Annotated in this window: 20 protein-coding genes; 9 read left to right on the top strand and 11 right to left on the bottom strand. The window is 30.1% G+C overall.

The annotated features are described in order from the left end of the window. Positions 1-65: 65 nt before the first annotated feature. Positions 66-1,571, top strand: coding sequence for a DUF3369 domain-containing protein (locus tag CLFE_RS03160; protein ID WP_077893369.1), 1,506 nt, complete (start codon positions 66-68; stop codon positions 1,569-1,571). A 54-nt stretch (positions 1,572-1,625) separates the two neighbouring features. Here CLFE_RS03160 and CLFE_RS03155 read toward each other — a convergent pair whose 3' ends face one another. After that, positions 1,626-1,775 (bottom strand): hypothetical protein, encoded by a 150-nt coding sequence (locus tag CLFE_RS03155; protein ID WP_242951610.1) that lies wholly within the window; start codon positions 1,773-1,775, stop codon positions 1,626-1,628. Between CLFE_RS03155 and CLFE_RS03150 the strand changes: the two genes are divergently transcribed. Then, on the top strand, positions 1,768-1,956 hold the full coding sequence (locus CLFE_RS03150) for a hypothetical protein (RefSeq protein WP_139356148.1): 189 nt from the start codon (positions 1,768-1,770) through the stop codon (positions 1,954-1,956). The genes CLFE_RS03155 and CLFE_RS03150 overlap by 8 nt on opposite strands. A gap of 38 nt (positions 1,957-1,994) precedes the next feature. Here CLFE_RS03150 and proC read toward each other — a convergent pair whose 3' ends face one another. Beyond that, positions 1,995-2,804, bottom strand: coding sequence for a pyrroline-5-carboxylate reductase (gene proC / locus CLFE_RS03145; protein ID WP_077851382.1), 810 nt, complete (start codon positions 2,802-2,804; stop codon positions 1,995-1,997). Positions 2,805-3,004: 200 nt separating this feature from the next. Here proC and proB point away from each other — a divergent pair, with 200 nt between their 5' ends. The 4 genes from proB to CLFE_RS03125 all read left to right on the top strand — a co-directional run bounded on the left by proB (position 3,005) and on the right by CLFE_RS03125 (position 5,967). Then, positions 3,005-3,808 (top strand): glutamate 5-kinase, encoded by an 804-nt coding sequence (proB, locus tag CLFE_RS03140; protein ID WP_077834906.1) that lies wholly within the window; start codon positions 3,005-3,007, stop codon positions 3,806-3,808. A 19-nt stretch (positions 3,809-3,827) separates the two neighbouring features. After that, on the top strand, positions 3,828-5,084 hold the full coding sequence (locus tag CLFE_RS03135; RefSeq protein ID WP_077893368.1) for a glutamate-5-semialdehyde dehydrogenase: 1,257 nt from the start codon (positions 3,828-3,830) through the stop codon (positions 5,082-5,084). A gap of 18 nt (positions 5,085-5,102) precedes the next feature. Then, positions 5,103-5,357 carry a hypothetical protein gene (locus CLFE_RS03130; protein ID WP_077834908.1) on the top strand — a complete coding sequence of 85 codons (255 nt, stop codon included), beginning with the start codon at positions 5,103-5,105 and terminating at the stop codon, positions 5,355-5,357. Positions 5,358-5,544: 187 nt separating this feature from the next. Continuing rightward, positions 5,545-5,967 (top strand): GNAT family N-acetyltransferase, encoded by a 423-nt coding sequence (locus CLFE_RS03125; RefSeq protein ID WP_077893367.1) that lies wholly within the window; start codon positions 5,545-5,547, stop codon positions 5,965-5,967. A 43-nt stretch (positions 5,968-6,010) separates the two neighbouring features. Here the strand turns inward: CLFE_RS03125 and asnS are convergent, their stop codons facing one another. Then, positions 6,011-7,402 (bottom strand): asparagine--tRNA ligase, encoded by a 1,392-nt coding sequence (gene asnS, locus CLFE_RS03120; protein WP_077893366.1) that lies wholly within the window; start codon positions 7,400-7,402, stop codon positions 6,011-6,013. A 587-nt stretch (positions 7,403-7,989) separates the two neighbouring features. Between asnS and CLFE_RS03115 the strand changes: the two genes are divergently transcribed. Continuing rightward, a complete protein-coding gene (locus CLFE_RS03115; protein ID WP_077893365.1) occupies positions 7,990-9,279 on the top strand; it encodes an ATP-binding protein in 1,290 nt (429 codons plus the stop codon). A 101-nt stretch (positions 9,280-9,380) separates the two neighbouring features. Next, positions 9,381-9,797 carry a hypothetical protein gene (locus CLFE_RS03110; RefSeq protein WP_242951609.1) on the top strand — a complete coding sequence of 139 codons (417 nt, stop codon included), beginning with the start codon at positions 9,381-9,383 and terminating at the stop codon, positions 9,795-9,797. Positions 9,798-9,846: 49 nt separating this feature from the next. Here the strand turns inward: CLFE_RS03110 and CLFE_RS03105 are convergent, their stop codons facing one another. From CLFE_RS03105 to CLFE_RS03070, 8 genes are all read right to left on the bottom strand, one after another. Further along, a complete protein-coding gene (locus CLFE_RS03105) occupies positions 9,847-10,242 on the bottom strand; it encodes a GerW family sporulation protein (RefSeq protein WP_077893364.1) in 396 nt (131 codons plus the stop codon). A gap of 78 nt (positions 10,243-10,320) precedes the next feature. Continuing rightward, positions 10,321-10,923 (bottom strand): DUF2953 domain-containing protein, encoded by a 603-nt coding sequence (locus CLFE_RS03100; RefSeq protein WP_077893363.1) that lies wholly within the window; start codon positions 10,921-10,923, stop codon positions 10,321-10,323. A 2-nt stretch (positions 10,924-10,925) separates the two neighbouring features. After that, positions 10,926-11,387: an anti-sigma factor family protein gene (locus CLFE_RS03095; RefSeq protein ID WP_077893362.1), complete on the bottom strand. Its 462-nt coding sequence runs from the start codon at positions 11,385-11,387 to the stop codon at positions 10,926-10,928. Continuing rightward, positions 11,384-11,962 (bottom strand): RNA polymerase sigma factor, encoded by a 579-nt coding sequence (locus tag CLFE_RS03090; RefSeq protein ID WP_242951608.1) that lies wholly within the window; start codon positions 11,960-11,962, stop codon positions 11,384-11,386. Before CLFE_RS03090 ends, CLFE_RS03095 begins: the two co-directional genes overlap by 4 nt. Before the next feature lie 126 nt (positions 11,963-12,088). Beyond that, positions 12,089-13,225 (bottom strand): ABC transporter permease, encoded by a 1,137-nt coding sequence (locus CLFE_RS03085; RefSeq protein WP_077893360.1) that lies wholly within the window; start codon positions 13,223-13,225, stop codon positions 12,089-12,091. Further along, positions 13,222-14,007, bottom strand: coding sequence for an ABC transporter ATP-binding protein (locus CLFE_RS03080; RefSeq protein WP_077893359.1), 786 nt, complete (start codon positions 14,005-14,007; stop codon positions 13,222-13,224). Before CLFE_RS03080 ends, CLFE_RS03085 begins: the two co-directional genes overlap by 4 nt. Before the next feature lie 11 nt (positions 14,008-14,018). After that, the gene (locus CLFE_RS03075; RefSeq protein WP_077893358.1) at positions 14,019-14,762 is read right to left on the bottom strand and encodes an HlyD family secretion protein; all 744 of its coding nucleotides are present in this window, start codon (positions 14,760-14,762) and stop codon (positions 14,019-14,021) included. A gap of 165 nt (positions 14,763-14,927) precedes the next feature. Further along, positions 14,928-15,542 (bottom strand): TetR/AcrR family transcriptional regulator, encoded by a 615-nt coding sequence (locus tag CLFE_RS03070; RefSeq protein WP_077835787.1) that lies wholly within the window; start codon positions 15,540-15,542, stop codon positions 14,928-14,930. Between the two features lie 229 nt (positions 15,543-15,771). Here CLFE_RS03070 and CLFE_RS03065 point away from each other — a divergent pair, with 229 nt between their 5' ends. Beyond that, positions 15,772-17,883: an Ig-like domain-containing protein gene (locus CLFE_RS03065; protein ID WP_077893357.1), complete on the top strand. Its 2,112-nt coding sequence runs from the start codon at positions 15,772-15,774 to the stop codon at positions 17,881-17,883. Positions 17,884-17,888 lie beyond the last annotated feature (5 nt).

The raw sequence follows: 17,888 nt of genomic DNA, 5'->3' as shown, positions 1-17,888 counted from the left end.
AAGGTATTCTATTTCATTGTTATTTATTCTATAATATACATATATTTAAATATATGGAGGATATTATGTTTTATTCAGAACAATATATATTAAAAGTAATAATTTTGAGTAAAAATGAGTATAATCATGAGTTTATAGCTAAAATTTTATATTCAGCAAGAATAAAAAATGCCTCAATAAACATATTACATACTTATTCTATTGAGGAATGTAAAACAATTATTAATAATAATAGTGATGCTGCTCTTTTATTTATAGATTTAGAAAAGCCAATAAATTTAAAATCTGTAGACAATGAACTATTCATAGTAACTTACATACGTGATATATTAAAAAATAAAAGTCTCCAAATAATATTAAAAAATAGCTTTGCTGGGAAATATACTCCTGACAAAATAGTTATGAGATATAACATAAATCAGTTTATTTATGATAAAGATTTAAATGAAAATATGATTTTATCCTCTATACTTTCTTCTTTAAACTCTTTTGAAACTATATCACTTACTGAAAAAAGTAAAAAGGGATTGGAACAAGTAATAAAATCTTCTTCTATAATTTTTGAACTTCACTCCCTTAAAAAGTTTGCTGTTGGCATGCTTAATCAATTATCTTTAATAATTAAATCTGGAAGTAATCTTCCTTATTTGAACACCTCCTGCTTTGTTGCCTCAAGAAAAGGGAAAAACTTTTATATACTTCTTGGGCGAGGTAATTTTAGTTCTCATATAGGTGAAAACATAGTAAATTCCGTTTCTTCTAATACTTTAAGGGATTTTAAACTAGTAATTTCCACAAAGAAAAATAAATTTTCAAAGGATCATTTTATATTGTATTTTAACAACAATTACAATAATGAAATGTTAATTTATTTTGATAAGCTAACTTATCTTGCAAAATCTTCTATAAAAACAATAGATTTGTTTTGTAAAAATATGAATATAGCCTTTGACAATATCTGTCTTAACCACGAACTTGAATCCACTCAAAAAGAAATAATATTTACATTGGGTGAAATATCTGAAGTTCGTTCTCACGAAACAGGTCATCATGTTAAAAGAGTTGCTGAATATGCCAATTTAATAGCTGTTAAGTACGGTCTTCCTTTAAAAGAAGCCGAAATTATAAAACTTGCTTCTCCGATGCATGATGTTGGAAAATTAGCAATACCTGATTGTATACTTAATAAACCAAGTTCTCTTACAAATGAAGAATTTGAGGTTATGAAAACTCATTCTAAAATTGGTTATGATATGTTAAAGTCTTCAAATAGAAGATTAATGAAAAGTGCAGCTATAATAGCTCTTGAACATCATGAAAAATTCGATGGCACTGGCTATCCTTATGGTCTTAAAGGTACCAATATACATATATATGGTCGTATAACTGCTTTAGCCGATGTTTTTGATGCCTTAGGAACAGAACGTGTTTATAAGGAGGCTTGGAGTTTAAATAAAATATTGCTTCATTTTAAGAATCAAAAAGGAAGGCAGTTTGATCCAAAACTTATTGATATATTCTTTGATAATTTAGATAATATCTTGAGTATAAAGAGTACTTTTCCAGATTGAAGCTCTAAAAAGGCTCTCACTTTCATGAGAGCCCTATACTTTTCCTATTAATAATTAGTGATGATGATGTGCTATCTCATATAGTTCTTTAAATAAAAAAGTAACAAATAATATAAGCGATATTAATTTGCCTTTTTTATCATCATGTATAAATTCCCTTGTTGTTGCTTGTATCATGTCTATTAATTCTACAAAAATGAACATACAAAGAGAACCTCCAAAAAAAACACCAGCTATGTACGATACTGTTAATAACTCATATCTGTTTTTTATAATACATCCTATTTCATCAATTTTTGTTCTTAACCTTGATGAATTACTATCACCTTCAAGCTTCTGTAGTGCCGAAATAAGCTTTTTTTTAGCACTATTTATAATGATATAAAAAAATTGAGTGGCTAATTTTGCACACTCAATTTTTATTTATTTTGACATAAGTTTTGATTTTTTCACACATGCATCAACTGCTGAAATTACAGAAGATCTAAATCCAGTTTTTTCAAGTGTATATACTGCTTCAATGGTAGTTCCGGATGGCGAGCATACATCATCTTTAAGCTTACCTGGATGGTTACCTGTCTCAAGTACCATTTTAGCTGCTCCAAGCACCGATTGAGCTGCAAATTTATAAGCTTTCTCTCTAGGCATTCCATTTAAAACTGCTGCATCTGCCATAGCTTCTATGAACATATAAACATATGCAGGTGATGAACCACTTACTCCTGTTACTACATCCATTAATTTCTCATCTACAATTTCACACTTTCCAAAAGCATTAAAAATCTCCATTACTTCCTTTAACTCAGCTTCATTTATTTCTTTGCATGGTGCTACAGCTGTCATAGCCTCTCCTACTAATGCTGGTGTATTCGGCATAGCTCTTACAACTGATATTTTGTTATTTTTAAACATAATTCTTGTCTTTTCTATTGAAACACCTGCTGCTATTATAACTATTACGGCGGTTTTTTGTACTAACTCTTTTATTTCATCTATAACCTCTTCATATTTATTAGGCTTTACTGATAATACAATTATATCTGATTCTAACGCAATCTGTTTATTGTCATTTGTAATTGAAACTCCACATTCTTCTTTAATCTTTTCTAGTTTTTCACTGGAAGGATTACTTACCATTATGCTGCTATTTTCTATTACTTTAGCTTTAACCATTCCCTTTATTATTGCCTGTGCCATATTTCCGCAGCCAATAAAACCAACTTTACTCCTCATCTTCTTCACTCCTTGAAAACAAACGATTTTTTGTGATATAATTTTATGAATAAATGTATATTTTTTATTATACATTAAAATCTTTTTATCAGCTAATAATTTATAAAGGAGGCTGCGCTTCTTAAAATATTGAATAATTGACCTTAATATTATTTTAAATTCACAAAATATTTATACAATATTTTAGTAGCTAAAAAATTATGAACACAAGAGAACAATACTTGGGTAATGTAAAAAAACTAGTAGTAAAGGTAGGAAGTTCCACGCTAACACACCCCAGTGGACTTTTAAATTTTTATAAAATAGAACATATTGTAAGACAACTTGCAGACTTACATAATCAAGGCATTAAAGTTATATTAGTTTCCTCTGGCGCTATAGGTGCTGGATTAGGCAAACTAAGGCTTAAAGAAAGACCAAAAACCATACCGGAAAAACAAGCAGCCGCTGCCGTAGGTCAGGGAGTTTTAATGCATACTTACGAAAAACTTTTTGCCGAATATGGCCAAATAGTAGGTCAAATGTTAATAACACGAGAAGATTTATCAAGTAAAAAAAGAGTTGTAAATGTTCAAAATACCTTTTCAGCCCTTCTTGATAACGGAATAATTCCTATAGTAAATGAAAATGATGCAACCGTAGTTGATGAAATAAAATTTGGAGACAATGATACTTTATCTGCAAGAGTTGCTTGTTTAATAGAAGCTGATCTACTCATTCTTCTTTCAGATATAGATGGTTTATACGATTCAAATCCTTCTACAAATAAAAATGCCATGCTTATACATACTGTTGAAGAAGTAAATGAGAAGGTTATAAACTCAGCAGGTGGTGCCGGTTCAAAGCTTGGTACCGGTGGAATGGCAACAAAAATAAAAGCCGCTACAATAACTACTGAACAAGGCATATCTATGGTTATTGCCAATGGGGAAAAGCAAGAGGTTATACAGAATATTTTAAACTTTGATAACGAAGGAACTTTATTTATCCGAAAAAACAAATAAATTAATTTGGAGGATTAAAATGGATATAAAAAATTATGTTACTGAAAAGGCTAAAAACTCCAAACTAGCTGCAAAAAAACTTTCATATATGGACACAAACACCAAGAACAAGGCTCTTCTAGAAATGAGTAAGGCTCTTTTAGAAAATAAGGATTATATATTATCTCAAAATAAAATAGATATTGAAGCTGCAGAAAAAATTGGCACATCTAAAGCTCTAATAGACAGACTTACTTTAGACGATAAAAGAATTAACAATATGGCTGAGGCACTTATAAAAACAGCCTCTCTTCAAGATCCTATTGGTGAAATCATAAAAATGTGGAAAACACCTGATGAACTTCAAATTGGTCAAATGAGAGTACCTCTTGGAGTTATTGGTATTATCTATGAAGCAAGACCAAATGTTACTGTAGATGCTGCTGCTCTATGCATTAAATCTGGTAATGCAGTTATTCTTAGAGGTGGAAAAGAAGCTATAAATTCAAATACAGCTATTATAAAGGTTATTAGAGAAGCTGTAATAAAAAGCGGTCTACCTTCTGGTTCAATTGAATTTATTGATATAACTGATAGGGAAACTGTTAATGTAATGATGAAATTAAATGGACTTATAGATGTACTGATTCCAAGGGGTGGTGCTGGTCTTATAAAAAGTGTTGTAGAAAACTCAACAGTACCTGTAATTGAAACAGGAACAGGAAATTGTCACGTTTATGTAGATAAGTATGCTGACTTTGAAAAGGCTGAAAATATAATAATTAACGCTAAGCTTCAACGTCCCGCTGTATGTAATGCTATGGAAAGTCTTTTAGTTCACAAAGATGTGGCTGATGAATTTCTTCCTAGATTATGCAAAAAACTCAAGGACTTAAATGTAGAAATACGTGGCTGCTCAGTAACTCAAAGGATAGTTAGTGATGTAGTTCCTGCTGTAGACGAAGACTATGCAAAAGAGTTTTTGGATTTAATACTATCTGTAAAGGTGGTCGGTTCATTGGATGAAGCCATTGACCATATATTCAAATATAGCACAAATCACTCTGAGGCTATAATAACTGAAAACTACACCAATGCACAAAGGTTTTTAAAAGAAGTGGATGCAGCAGCTGTATATGTAAATGCTTCTACAAGATTTACTGACGGTGAGCAATTTGGTTTCGGAGGAGAAATTGGAATAAGCACTCAAAAATTACATGCAAGAGGACCTATGGGATTAAATCAACTTACCACAACCAAATACATAATATATGGTGACGGTCAAGTAAGAAAATAATTTATGGGGGAATTAATTATGAAGGTTTCTATTGGTCAAGTAATTGAATTTAAAACAGATCATTATATAAGTTTAGGAGTAGGCGGAAAGCTCTTAATAAAAAAAGGTGATAGAGCCAGAGTTGTAAAAAAGATTGATAATATTACTGGTGAAGTAGTTTATCTTACTGGTGAAGCAGCAGGTAAATGTCAGCAACTTATGTTAGAAGTTAATGATGATTTAGATGCTGATGCTATAGCAAAGAAGATTATGAAAGAACTAAATGGGGATTAATTATATATAACGCAATAAAATTCTTACATTGTGGATTATAAAATATTCCTACTAGCGAGGTCTAACCTCAGAATCTTTTATGAGTCAGAATATAATAGAATTTATGCGTTATATATAGCTAAAAATGACAAGTGATAAGCTATACCGCTTATCATTTTTTATTTTATACTAAAAGGGGGAAAATCATATGTTTCAATTAAAAAGGGGCAGTTTAACACCTGAAATATTTAACGCTTTGGCTGAAGCTGTTGGATGGGGGCATCCTGAAATCACTCAAGTAGAAGAAGCACTAAAAAATTCATTGTATACAGTTTGCATATTTGATAATAATAATTTTATTGCTATGGGTAGAATTGTAGGTGATTTAAGTATGTCCTATTTTATAAAGGATGTAGCTGTTATGCCGGAATACCAAAATAAAGGTGTTGGAAGACTTATTTTAACTGATATGCTCTCATTTATTGAGTCAAAAACACCTGAAGGCTGGAAAACTTGTATTGAACTGTTAAGTGCTCACGGCAAAGAAGGTTTTTATGAAAAGTTTGGTTTTCGTAAAAGAATAAAAGAAGAAAACGGATGTGGAATGACTTTAATTATAAGATTTAAATAATGAAGTGTGGATACTTATTTTAATTTAGTATCCACACTTTTTATTAAAACTCTGCTGAACCTGTTGTTCTTGGGAATGGTATAACGTCTCTTATATTTGAAATACCTGTTAAATACATAATCATTCTTTCGAATCCAAGACCGTATCCAGAATGTTTAGTTTCTCCGTATTTTCTAAGTTCTAAATACCACCAATAATCTTCTTTGTTCAGATTCAACTCTTCCATTCTCTTCTCTAATACTGAAAGTCTTTCTTCTCTTTGACTTCCTCCTATTATCTCTCCAATTCCTGGAACAAGTAAATCTGCTGCTGCAACTGTTTTATTGTCATCATTAATTCTCATATAAAATGCTTTTATTTCTTTAGGATAATCTGTTACAAATACTGGCTTTTTAAATACCTTTTCAGTTAAATATCTTTCATGCTCTGTTTGAAGATCTACTCCCCATTTTACTGGATATTCAAATTTTTCTCCTGATTTTTCAAGTATATCAACAGCTTCAGTATAAGTAATTCTTCCAAATTCACTGTTAACAACATTGTTTAATCTATCAAATAATCCTTTATCAATTCTTGTATTAAAGAATTCCATTTCTTCTGGTGCATTTTCCATAACATAGTTTATTATATACTTAACCATTTCTTCTGCTGTATCTAAGTAGTCAGAAAGCTCAGCAAACGCCATTTCAGGCTCTATCATCCAAAATTCTGCTGCATGTCTTGCAGTATTTGAATCTTCTGCTCTAAATGTTGGTCCAAAAGTATATACATTTCTAAAAGCTAACGCAAAAGTTTCTGCTGACAATTGACCACTAACTGTAAGATTTGCTCTTTTACCAAAGAAGTCTTTCGAAAAATCTATTTCTCCTTCTTCAGTTTTTGGAGGATTCTTCATATCAAGTGTTGTTATCTGGAACATTTCCCCTGCTCCTTCAGCATCACTTGCAGTTATTAATGGTGTATTTACATATACAAAATCTTTTTCTTGAAAGAATTTATGTACTGCATAAGCTGCTAAAGAACGCACTCTAAATACTGCTGAAAAAGTGTTACTCCTAGGTCTTAAATGTGCAATAGTTCTTAAATATTCAAGAGTATGTCTTTTCTTTTGAAGTGGATAATCATTGTCTGAATTACCATCAAGTTTAATGCTCTCAGCATGTATTTCAAATGGCTGCTTTGCATTAGGTGTAATAACAAACTCTCCTTCAACTGTAATTGTTGAACTTATTACAAATTTAGAAACTTCCTTAAAGTTATCAAGTTTCTCATCAAATACTACTTGAATGTTCTTAAAAAAGCTTCCATCATTAATTTCAATAAAACCAAAAGATTTTGATGCTCTTATAGTTCTTACCCAACCTGATAATCTTATTTTTTTTCCACCAAACTCACTGGATAATCTATAAAGTTGCTTTACGAGTATATTTTCCATTTTTTACCCTCCTAAGATTTAAAAGCCTAGTGCTTAACATTTTTAGTAAATCCACCTTAAACATAATCTATAAATTTTCAAAACACTAAACTATTATATGTACATTTATATTTTACTGTAATATTAAGTTAAAAACTAAAAATAAAAATTATAAGACTATACACTTTAGCATGTATAACTTACTATTTAACATTTTTTTCGATAATAATATCCAATTTATTATAATATCACATTTTCTTTTATTAATAAACAGTCTTAAATGAAATTATTTCCTTTTTCCTCTAAAATATTCATATAATTAGCCTTTACTATATATAACGCACTAAAATTCTCACATTGTGGGTTATAAAATATTCCTGTCAAAAAGGTTCGACCTCAGAATCTTTTATAAATCAAAATGTAATAGAATTTATGCGTTATATGTACCAAACTTTATTAAAATATTATATACCAGAAAGGAATAATAATCTATAATAATTATAAGGGATTCAGCTTATTTTGTAATACAGTTATAATTTTCAAAATATTATGGCATATGTAGTATAAATTCAAGTCTATTCCTAAAAGAATACTTAGGGGGCATACAAATGGAAAACTTATCTTCAAAAGAACACTTAAAGGAGCTGTACACTGACATTAATAAATTAGTTGTATTTAGAGAGCTTTTAAAAGATCCAATAATTATCGATCTAAAAGAACTACTTTTAGAAGCACTGCAAAGTAAAAAGGATGAAATAAAAATCAAAACCACTTATTACAACATAATTCATAAACTTATAAAAGCGTCTGAAACCTTTGGACTTAAAGGGAATCTACTAAAAGCATATTTAGTACATTCTATAATAAATTCGAAAAATTTCTTTACTGGGGCGGTAGAGAAATTAGGTACAAATATAGAAAGAAGCCTTTATAGGGCTGCACTAAATGACATAGAAATTTTACAATATATTATGAATGTGAACCTAAAAGATATAATAAATGAGAATACCTCATTAGTGATTGATTATTGTCCAACACTAAATAAACCCACTATCAATATGTTTAATGAAAGAAAATCAGAAATTATTGAGTCTGAAAATCCTGAAACTATGCTTAAAAAAATCATAAACTACTACTATGAAATAGGCTCTGGTGAAATGTCTTCCAATGTAGCTTTTAGATGGGAAAATGGTCTTGTAGGTGTTGATAATTATGATTACATAGAACTTTCAGATATTATAGGCTATACCCGTCAAAAGGAAGCTTTAAAAGAAAATACAGAAGCATTTATAAATGGATATGCTGCTAACAATGTACTTCTTCTTGGCTCTAGAGGCACAGGTAAATCCTCTTCAGTTAAAGCTATGCTTACGGAATTTTACTCAAAAGGACTTAGACTGGTTGAAATAACAAAAAACCAACTTTTATGCTTTCCTGATATCTTAAGTGAACTAAAAAATAGAGGTAAGTACTTTATTGTATTTATAGATGATCTTTCCTTTGAGGAAGGTGAGATTGAATACAAGCAAATGAAATCTTTTTTAGATGGAGGTATAGAAAAAGTTCCTTCTAATGTGCTTGTTTATGCTACTTCAAATAGAAGACATTTAATTAAGGAAACCTGGGGAGATAAACTTCAAAATGGTGAAGAACTTCATAATTCTGATACTGTAAATGAAAAACTATCCCTCTCAGATAGATTCGGTTTAAAATTAACTTATTTATCTCCTGATCAAAAGGAATATTTTAAAATTGTAGAAGGTCTTGCAAAAAAACTAAACTTAAACATCCCTGATGAAACTTTAAAAAAGGAAGCTGCTGCATGGGCTTTAAATCAAAACGGTCGTTCAGGAAGAACAGCAAAACAGTTTATAAATTATATATGTTCCAGAAAATAAACCCACTTTTAGCCAATAATTATATTTAACGGAATACTAAAGATATATCTATAATCAACGACTTTATAAGTATTGAGTTATTTTATTTCGGAGGTGATATTTTGAGTTCAATAAATAATGTTACAGGTTTAAATTTAAGTCCGCTTAATTCATATATGAAGGATGCCTCTCTTGCGAATTATTTATCAGATGACGATGATAAGAAGAAAGGCGGTATAAGCGATTATTTTTCTGGTGGTACAGATGATGTTCAATCTCTTATAGAAAATGATGCTAAAAGTTTTAACAACAGCGATTTCAGCAAATCCATTAACAGCTTAGTTACTGATGGAACTTTAACTGAAACTCAAGCAACTAGCGTAAAATCCGCATTTCAATCAGCAGTACAATGCGCAGCTTACGGTAATTATAATTCAAATGCTGCTAACCCATTTTCTGCGCTTATATCCTCAGGCACTATTACAAAGGATCAGATGGTAGCTATACAAAGTGCATTTAAGTCAAAATATAATGGCTAAAGTAAAAGGTACATTCACAATTTATGAATGTACCTTTTATGAATTTTTACTATTTTTCTTCTTTACTATCTTCTCTATTCTCTTCTTTAGCTTGTTCTTTATTATTTTTTTCAACTTTTATTTTTGAAACTATTTCCGGCACCATTTCAATTAGCTTACTCAAATTGCCACTACTTTTTACTGGTAGCATTTGAACTTCATCATTTTTTATAACTAAAATTGCATTAGGACTTATTCTTGCACCAGTTCCAAGTCCGCCACCTTCTCCTTTAATGCCTTTATTGTCTCCTGTTCCACTTCCTGTTCCACATCCAAACATAACACTTACTATTGGTATTAATGTAGTTTCTCCTACTTTTATAGGTTCTCCAATAACAGTTTCTGTTCTTAAAAACTTCTCCAATTTAGTAAATAACACATCCAAACTCTCTTTAACACTATCCATAATAAAATTCCTCCTAAAATATTTTCACTACGAAGCGCTTCATATATTATTAAATACACTTAATGTTTCAAAAAAGTTTCAGTCTTTTTTAAATATAACTTTTCTTACTTCTTTATTTAATATAAATTTAAGTGTATCAACTATCATAACCATAGGTATAATATATCCGGTTACCTCTACTTCTATATCTAATGCTTCTTCTTCAAAAACAGGCTGCAATTTTACATTTGATAGTGGCAGCACAGATTTTAGTATTGGTATAATTCCAGTTGTAATACCTGTTAAAGATGGGTCATAGAATCCATAGACTCCTTCCACCTTAAAAACCTTGGGCTTTAAAATATTTATTATCTCTTTAAAATACTCAATTATATTAGATAAAATATTTACCCATTTTATTTTCCTTTTACTTTTCTTTTTTTCCTTTTGTTTTTTCTTATTGGATTTCTTTTTAAATTTGAGTTTTTTCCCAAATAAATATATACCAAAATTAAGTTTATTATCTTTTCTTATAAATTTTATTTTTATAATTCCAAATAAAAGGGTTATCTTTGAATCTATATCTAAACTGCTATCTGTTATATGTGAATAAAAATTATATTTTATCTTAATAAAAAAACTTAATAAAAAAAGCACTAAAATAACAGCTAATATTATTAGAATAACTTTTAAAATAAGCATTACTATCCCACCCTTAAAATTTTCTTTATTTTACTTATGACGGGGATTTTTTTAGTAACGTATTTACCCAAAGCTTTTTGTGTTTCTTTTATTGGAAACATAAACAATTCATTTACCGTTTCATTATATGGGTTTTTATAGCTGTTACTATAAGCTTTAAATATAGCTTTTCCTGCTTCATTCATGTCTTTCGTATAGTTTTTAAAGCTTAAAGTTATATCTTCCTTTTCTTCTTCCATCATACAATTATCTATAATTAAGTCCACAAAATTCTGTAATTTTTCTGGTGTACTATCACTTTCGAAGGTTTCTTTTATTTTTGAGTCCATAAGCTTTATCATTTCAACTTCATTTTGGCATTTTTTACAATACTTAAGATGTTCCTCTAAAAATATTTTTGAAAGCTCATCTATAGTACCATCAACATATTCATATAAAAGATTTTCATCAAACCTACAACTCATTTTTTCACCTCCATGTTTTTCTCAAGACTTTTCCTCAAAATATTCTTTGCTCTATATAGTTTTGTTTTTACTGTACCTAAAGGCATATCTAATATACTTGCAATTTCATCATAGCTTAAATCATCATAATACCTAAGTATAATTATCATTCTATAATCATATGTAAGTTTTTTTATACATTCCTTCACTACCTCATTATTTATTCTATTTACTATATCCTCTTCCATATCATAATCCATAGATAACCTATCTTCTTCTTCAAATTCGCTATCATAATATTTAGAATTAATTGATATAACATTACTTTTATTATCCCTTTTAAAATTAAGACAGGTATTTACTGAAATTCTTCTTATCCACGGATGAAACGGAAGATTCTCATCAAATTTCTTTATATTTTTAAAAACCTTTATATATACCTCTTGTACTAAATCCATAGCATCACTAGTATTTTGAGTGTAACCATAGCATAAGTTATATAAATATTTTTCATATAGATGAAATAAGCGTGAGAAGGATGCTCTATCGTATTCTTTGCATCTTTTGATGATTTGTTTCTCTACTTCCAAAAACATTCCCCCTCACTTAAAATTATTTATATCTAAAATATAAGCTTAACTCAAAGGTGAGCTAAGCTTTAAATAGCTTTCTTATTAATAATACACATTAAAAATAAAAAAGTTTCATTATTTTATAATTTTTTAACTATTATATGGTTTTGCCCAAAATCTAACTATACTTAAAGTTAAAAGTATAACTGCAAGTAAGCACATTGCAAATATATCTCCTACTAAATAATACGCTCCAACTCCCTTTGTTATAATTCCTCTTAATATATTTAAAAAATAGGTTAACGGAAGTACGCTTCCAATTATTTGTATTACTTTAGGCATAGCTTCTCTAGGAAAAACAAAGCCTGAAAGAAGTATACTTGGCAGAAGAACTAATATTGTAAGCTGCATAGCTTGAAGCTGCGTCTTTGAAATAGTAGATATAAGTATTCCAATTGCAAGAGCACATATTACAAAGGCAAAACCCAAAATGAGTAATAGCGGTATACTGCCATTTATGGGAACGTTGAACCACTTTATACCTAAAACCAATGAAAATAAGAAATCTAAATATCCTATAAAAATATATGGAACAAGTTTTCCTAGTATTATTTCACCTGCTTTTAAAGGTGATACTGTCAGTTGCTCTATAGTTCCTCTTTCCCTTTCTCTTACCAAGGCAAATGCAGTTAAAAGTATAGTTATATTCTGCATTATAAGCCCTATAAGTCCTGGTATTGTGAAATTTTGATTTCTTAAATTAGGATTGTATAGCACTTTAGTATTTACATTAACTTTATTACTTTGAACCTTTAAATTTGTTTTTGCCCCTAACTCCTGAAGCTTTTTTACGCCATACTGCTGTCCAGATATAACTCCACTACTAAAAGCTGTCCTTGCTGTAGTTGGGTCTGAACCATCTACTAAAAGCTCTACATTTATATCCTCTTTGTCTTGAAGCTTATTGGAAAAATTAGGAGGAATTAGAATAGCCGCATGTACTGTGCCTTTATCCATCTTTTCCCTTACTTCTTCCATGCTTTTATCGTGGGACACTACTTTAAAATATCCTGTGTTTTGGAAACTTTGAACTAGTTCTCTACTTTCTATAGAATTGCTTTGATCCAATACTGTCATAGATATATCCTCTAATTGAGTGTTAACAGCATATCCAAATAAAAATGTCATAATTATTGGCATCATAATTGCAATTCCAAAGCTTGCTTTATCTCTTTTAAGCTGTATGATTTCCTTTTTTACTATGGCTTTAAATCTTTGGAAGTTCATATTTTATCCCCTCCTACCATTTTCTTTAGTTCTTCAAAAGAATTCTCAACCTTTTGGTGAGTTGTTTCTTCAACATATTTTATAAACACGTCTTCGAGCTTATTTACTCTCTCTCTTTCTATAAGTTCCTTTGGCGAACCTGTAGTCATTAGCTTACTATCAAATATAAATGCTAATAAATCACAGCTTTCAGCTTCATCCATATAATGGGTAGTTACAAGTACTGTTATTCCTTCACGAGAGAGAGTATATATCATTTCCCAGAATATCCTCCTAGATACTGGATCAACCGCGGAAGTAGGTTCATCTAAAACAAGGATTTCTGGTTTATGAATTAAAGCACAGCCAAGTGCAAGTCTTTGCTTCCAGCCACCTGAAAGATCTCCCGTTATCACTTTTTCTCTTCCCTTAAGTCCTGCCATGTTAACTATATACTTTTTCATTTCTTCTCTTTTTTCTTTTTTAAGACCATATATTCCTGAATAAAAATTCAAATTTTCGTCTACAGTCAAATCCTCATATAAGCTAAACTTTTGAGACATATAACCTATTTTAGCTTTTATTTTATCCCTTTCACGTCTAACATCATGACCTAAAACGTAAGCAGTTCCAGAGGTAGGTTGTAAAACTCCACAAAGCATTTTTATAGTAGTAGATTTTCCTGAACCATTAGGACCTATAAACCCATATATAGAACCTTTAGGAACATTAAAACTTATATTATCTACAGCAACATAATCTCCAAACTTTTTAGTTAAACCTTTTATTTCAATGGTATCCATTTTTATCACCTCTATTTTATTTCTACATCTATAAGCGTTCCAGGAGAATACTTGAAATCACTATTTAATTTAAGTTTAACTTCAAATACTGTAGACTCCTTATCACTCTTAGTTTCTGTATTTTTAGGTGTAAATTCCGCTTCAGGTGCTATATATGAAACTGTACCTTCTCCAACATTTTTTCCATTATAATATATCTTCAGTTTGTCATTTAATTTAATTTTATCTCTTTTAGATTGTTCTACGTATATTTTTATATACTTGTTATTAACATCTAAAACTCTAGCAACATTTCCACCTTGCCCTACCATCTCACCTTTATTTACTAATACCTCTGACACTACACCTGTATTTGAACTTTTAACATTACACTTTGAAACATTAAGATTTGATAAATCCACTGCTGCTTGTGCTGCTTTTAATTTCCCTTCTACTTGTTTTTTATTGTTATCTGGTGTATTTGCAGGAAGGCTATCAAATGCAGCCTGTGCAGTTTCAAGTTCACCTTCTGCTTGATTTTTCTGTACTTCATATGTGGAAGCATCTATACTTACAGCGCTATCGTTTTCCTTTATTTTATCTCCTTCATTTATAAAAACATTATCAACTTTTCCTGCTACTTCGGAGGTTATATAAAATTCTTTACATTCAACTGTACCTGTATACTTATTATTTTCACTATTCTTACTAGCGCATGCAGTTAATCCAAACCCTAATAATACTATTAAAAAAGCTGAAATCATCTTATTTCTCATCTAAAACATCTCCTTTTAAAATATTTTTTCACTTCTAATAATGAGTGAGTACTCACTTACTAATATATCATCTTATATTTAATTGTCAACAATAACTTAGTTTTTTATTATATAAAAATTGCATCCTTAAAAATATTTTAAAGATGCAATATAATTAACTATATTTTATTTTTCAATGGCACCATACAAAAGCATTTCTACCATCTGGTCTACTTGCTTTTCTTTATCAACCTCTATTAACTCTGGAAAAATAGCCTTTTGCATCACATACATTACCACAGACCCTATAAAGGTTCTACCAACAATCATTATATCTAAATTTTTAAATTTCTCATTAAAATCATTATTAATAATATATCCTTCTATCATCTCTTTAAAAGTTAAAATTATATTTTCCATAAACTGTTCCCTTAAATCCTCTTGATACTGTATTTCAGTAAAAACAATTTTAAAAATTTCTTTGTTTTTCTCTAATAAATCAATTCTATCTAACATAATCAATTTAAGTACTTCTTTTAAATTTTTATCTTTGTTATTTTTAATTAACTTTTCTAATCTATTAGTTATCAAGTTCTTACCTATAAGCTTTGATGAAAAAATTATTATTCTTGCTAAAAGAGCTTTTTTATTTTTAAAATATCTGAATATAGTTCCTTCCGCTATTCCTGCTTCTTTTGAAATCTCACTTGTTGTAGCCGCATTGTAGCCTTTCTCAGAAAAAATTTTAATAGCTGCTTCCATTATCTCTCTTTCTCTATCTTCAGGTGATTTTCTTGCCATTTAAACTCTCCCTCTCTTTTTATCAGTGAGTAGATACTCATTTAATACTATATCATTTTTCCTTTTATTCTTGAATACCTTTATTTATTTACTTTTAACATTTTTTCATTTCGAAAATGATTACATATTAAAACATTCAACAAAATCCATAAAAATATTTTAATATTTCTTGTTTTTGTAGTATAATCTATGTCATAGACAAAATTCTACTACTGGGAGGATGATACAATTGAGAAAACTTAGTTTGAAATGCTTATTAGCTACCTTAACATGTTTTACTTTACTTTCTACCGCAGGAAATGTAAACGGCTTCAAAGCAGATACTAATAATGATACTTCTGTGGGTATAACCTATGATGCCCATGTTCAAAATATTGGTTGGCAGACCCCTTGGTCTAGTAATGGTGAAGAGGTTGGTACCGATGGTAAGTCTCTTCGTGTTGAAGCCTTAAAAATAAAGCTAACTAATGCTCCAGCTAATGCAAAAATAGAATATCAAGCTCATGTAGAAAATATCGGTTGGCAAGACTGGGTTTCTGATGGTGCGGAGGCTGGTACTGACGGTAAAGGTCTTCGCATTGAAGCTTTAAAACTAAAATTAGACAATATGCCTGATTATACAATACAATACTCAGCTCATGTTCAAAACATAGGATGGCAAGACTGGGTTTCTGATGGTGAAGAGGCTGGTACTGATGGTAAGGGACTTCGCGTTGAAGCTCTTAAAATTAGGATAGTAAAAAAAGTACATCCTGATTCTGTTACTCTTAATAAAGCTACAGATAATCTAACAGTTGGAGATACTGATACATTGTCTGCTTCAATTATGCCAAATAACGCTATGAATCAAAATGTAAATTGGTCTTCTTCTAATCCTAATATAGTTTCTGTTAATAACGGCAAAATAACTGCTCTAGCTGAAGGCAGTTCTACTATAACCGCCACAACTGTAGATGGTGAAAAAACTGCTTCTTGCAGCGTAAATGTAGCTAAAGGTGATATTCGAGTTCAATATCAGACTCATGTTCAAAATATTGGTTGGCAAGATCCTGTATTGGATGGAAGGGAGGCAGGTACTGATGGCCAGGGTCTTCGCATTGAAGCTCTTAAAATAAATCTTCTAAATGCACCTGCTGGAGCCAAAATAGTTTACCAAGCTCATGTTCAAAATATCGGTTGGCAAAATCCTGTAAGTAATGGAGGAGAAGCTGGTACTGATGGTCAAGGTCTTCGTGTTGAAGCTCTTAAAATCCATTTAGAAAATATGCCTGGATATTCAGTTCAATACCAAGCTCATATTCAAAACATCGGTTGGCAAGACTGGCGTTCTGAGGACGGGGAGGCTGGTACTGATGGTCAAGGTCTTCGTGTTGAAGCTCTTAGAATAAAAATAGTTAAAGCTGTAAGTCTTGATTCTATAAATTTAAACAAAAGCACAGATACTTTAACTGTTGGAGATACTGATAATTTAACTGCATCCTTTAATCCAAGTAATGCTACAAATAAAAATTTATCCTGGACATCTTCTGATCCTTCAAAGCTTTACGTAGATAATAACGGTAAAATAACCGCTTACGGTACTGGTAATGTTACTATTACAGCTACTTCTAATGACGGTAACAGACAAGCATCTTGTGTGGTTACTATAAAAGGAAAAACTATTACCAATCCTAATGAAATTACCTTTGCTGATAGAAATTTAGAGAATGCCATTAGGGCTGTAATAAATAAACCAAATGGAACGCTATATAAGAGCGATGTGCTTCAAATTCAGTCTATTGATTTGTCTGGCAGAGGCTTACGTAGTTTAAATGGTATTGAAAATCTTACTAATCTTCAAGCCTTGTATCTATCAAATAACTATATTATTGATGTTAGTCCTCTTAAGAATTTAACTAATCTAAATACTTTAGTACTTGATGATAACAGTATTAGTGACCTTAGTCCTCTTAAGAGTTTAACTAATTTAAGCAGCCTTAGTATGCCTCAAAATAATTTTTCTGACATTGATGCACTTAAAAATTTAACAAACTTAAAGCATCTTGACTTTAGTTACAATAAGGTTATAGATTTAAATCCTCTTAAAAACTTAAATAATCTAACTTATTTACTTGCATCCTATAACAATATAAATGATTTATCTGCCTTAAAAAATCTTACAAAGCTTGAGATAATAGGATTAACCTCTAATAGTGTAAATAATGTTACTGCCTTAAATAGTTTATCAAATCTAAATGTATTATATATTAGCAATAATCCAATGAATCATAATGATCTAGAAGCATTAAAAAATACCTTACCTAACTGCACTATTGTAGGCGATAATGAACCATCAGAATAATGATG

The sequence above is a fragment of the Clostridium felsineum DSM 794 genome, from assembly GCF_002006355.2.
In the GTDB taxonomy this organism is placed as follows: Bacteria; Bacillota; Clostridia; order Clostridiales; family Clostridiaceae; genus Clostridium_S; species Clostridium_S felsineum.
Note: the sequence above shows the minus strand (reverse complement) of the source record. Positions and strands in the feature narration are given on the sequence as shown.

Bases quoted from the DNA above. Each gene is read 5' to 3' on its own strand.
- CLFE_RS03160 (WP_077893369.1), top strand. From the start codon at position 66: ATGTTTTATTCAGAACAATATATATTAAAAGTAATAATTTTGAGTAAA.
- CLFE_RS03150 (WP_139356148.1), top strand. From the start codon at position 1,768: ATGAACATACAAAGAGAACCTCCAAAAAAAACACCAGCTATGTACGAT.
- CLFE_RS03155 (WP_242951610.1), bottom strand. From the start codon at position 1,775: ATGTTCATTTTTGTAGAATTAATAGACATGATACAAGCAACAACAAGG.
- proC (WP_077851382.1), bottom strand. From the start codon at position 2,804: ATGAGGAGTAAAGTTGGTTTTATTGGCTGCGGAAATATGGCACAGGCA.
- proB (WP_077834906.1), top strand. From the start codon at position 3,005: ATGAACACAAGAGAACAATACTTGGGTAATGTAAAAAAACTAGTAGTA.
- CLFE_RS03135 (WP_077893368.1), top strand. From the start codon at position 3,828: ATGGATATAAAAAATTATGTTACTGAAAAGGCTAAAAACTCCAAACTA.
- CLFE_RS03130 (WP_077834908.1), top strand. From the start codon at position 5,103: ATGAAGGTTTCTATTGGTCAAGTAATTGAATTTAAAACAGATCATTAT.
- CLFE_RS03125 (WP_077893367.1), top strand. From the start codon at position 5,545: ATGTTTCAATTAAAAAGGGGCAGTTTAACACCTGAAATATTTAACGCT.
- asnS (WP_077893366.1), bottom strand. From the start codon at position 7,402: ATGGAAAATATACTCGTAAAGCAACTTTATAGATTATCCAGTGAGTTT.
- CLFE_RS03115 (WP_077893365.1), top strand. From the start codon at position 7,990: ATGGAAAACTTATCTTCAAAAGAACACTTAAAGGAGCTGTACACTGAC.
- CLFE_RS03105 (WP_077893364.1), bottom strand. From the start codon at position 10,242: ATGGATAGTGTTAAAGAGAGTTTGGATGTGTTATTTACTAAATTGGAG.
- CLFE_RS03100 (WP_077893363.1), bottom strand. From the start codon at position 10,923: ATGCTTATTTTAAAAGTTATTCTAATAATATTAGCTGTTATTTTAGTG.
- CLFE_RS03095 (WP_077893362.1), bottom strand. From the start codon at position 11,387: ATGAGTTGTAGGTTTGATGAAAATCTTTTATATGAATATGTTGATGGT.
- CLFE_RS03090 (WP_242951608.1), bottom strand. From the start codon at position 11,962: ATGTTTTTGGAAGTAGAGAAACAAATCATCAAAAGATGCAAAGAATAC.
- CLFE_RS03085 (WP_077893360.1), bottom strand. From the start codon at position 13,225: ATGAACTTCCAAAGATTTAAAGCCATAGTAAAAAAGGAAATCATACAG.
- CLFE_RS03080 (WP_077893359.1), bottom strand. From the start codon at position 14,007: ATGGATACCATTGAAATAAAAGGTTTAACTAAAAAGTTTGGAGATTAT.
- CLFE_RS03075 (WP_077893358.1), bottom strand. From the start codon at position 14,762: ATGAGAAATAAGATGATTTCAGCTTTTTTAATAGTATTATTAGGGTTT.
- CLFE_RS03070 (WP_077835787.1), bottom strand. From the start codon at position 15,542: ATGGCAAGAAAATCACCTGAAGATAGAGAAAGAGAGATAATGGAAGCA.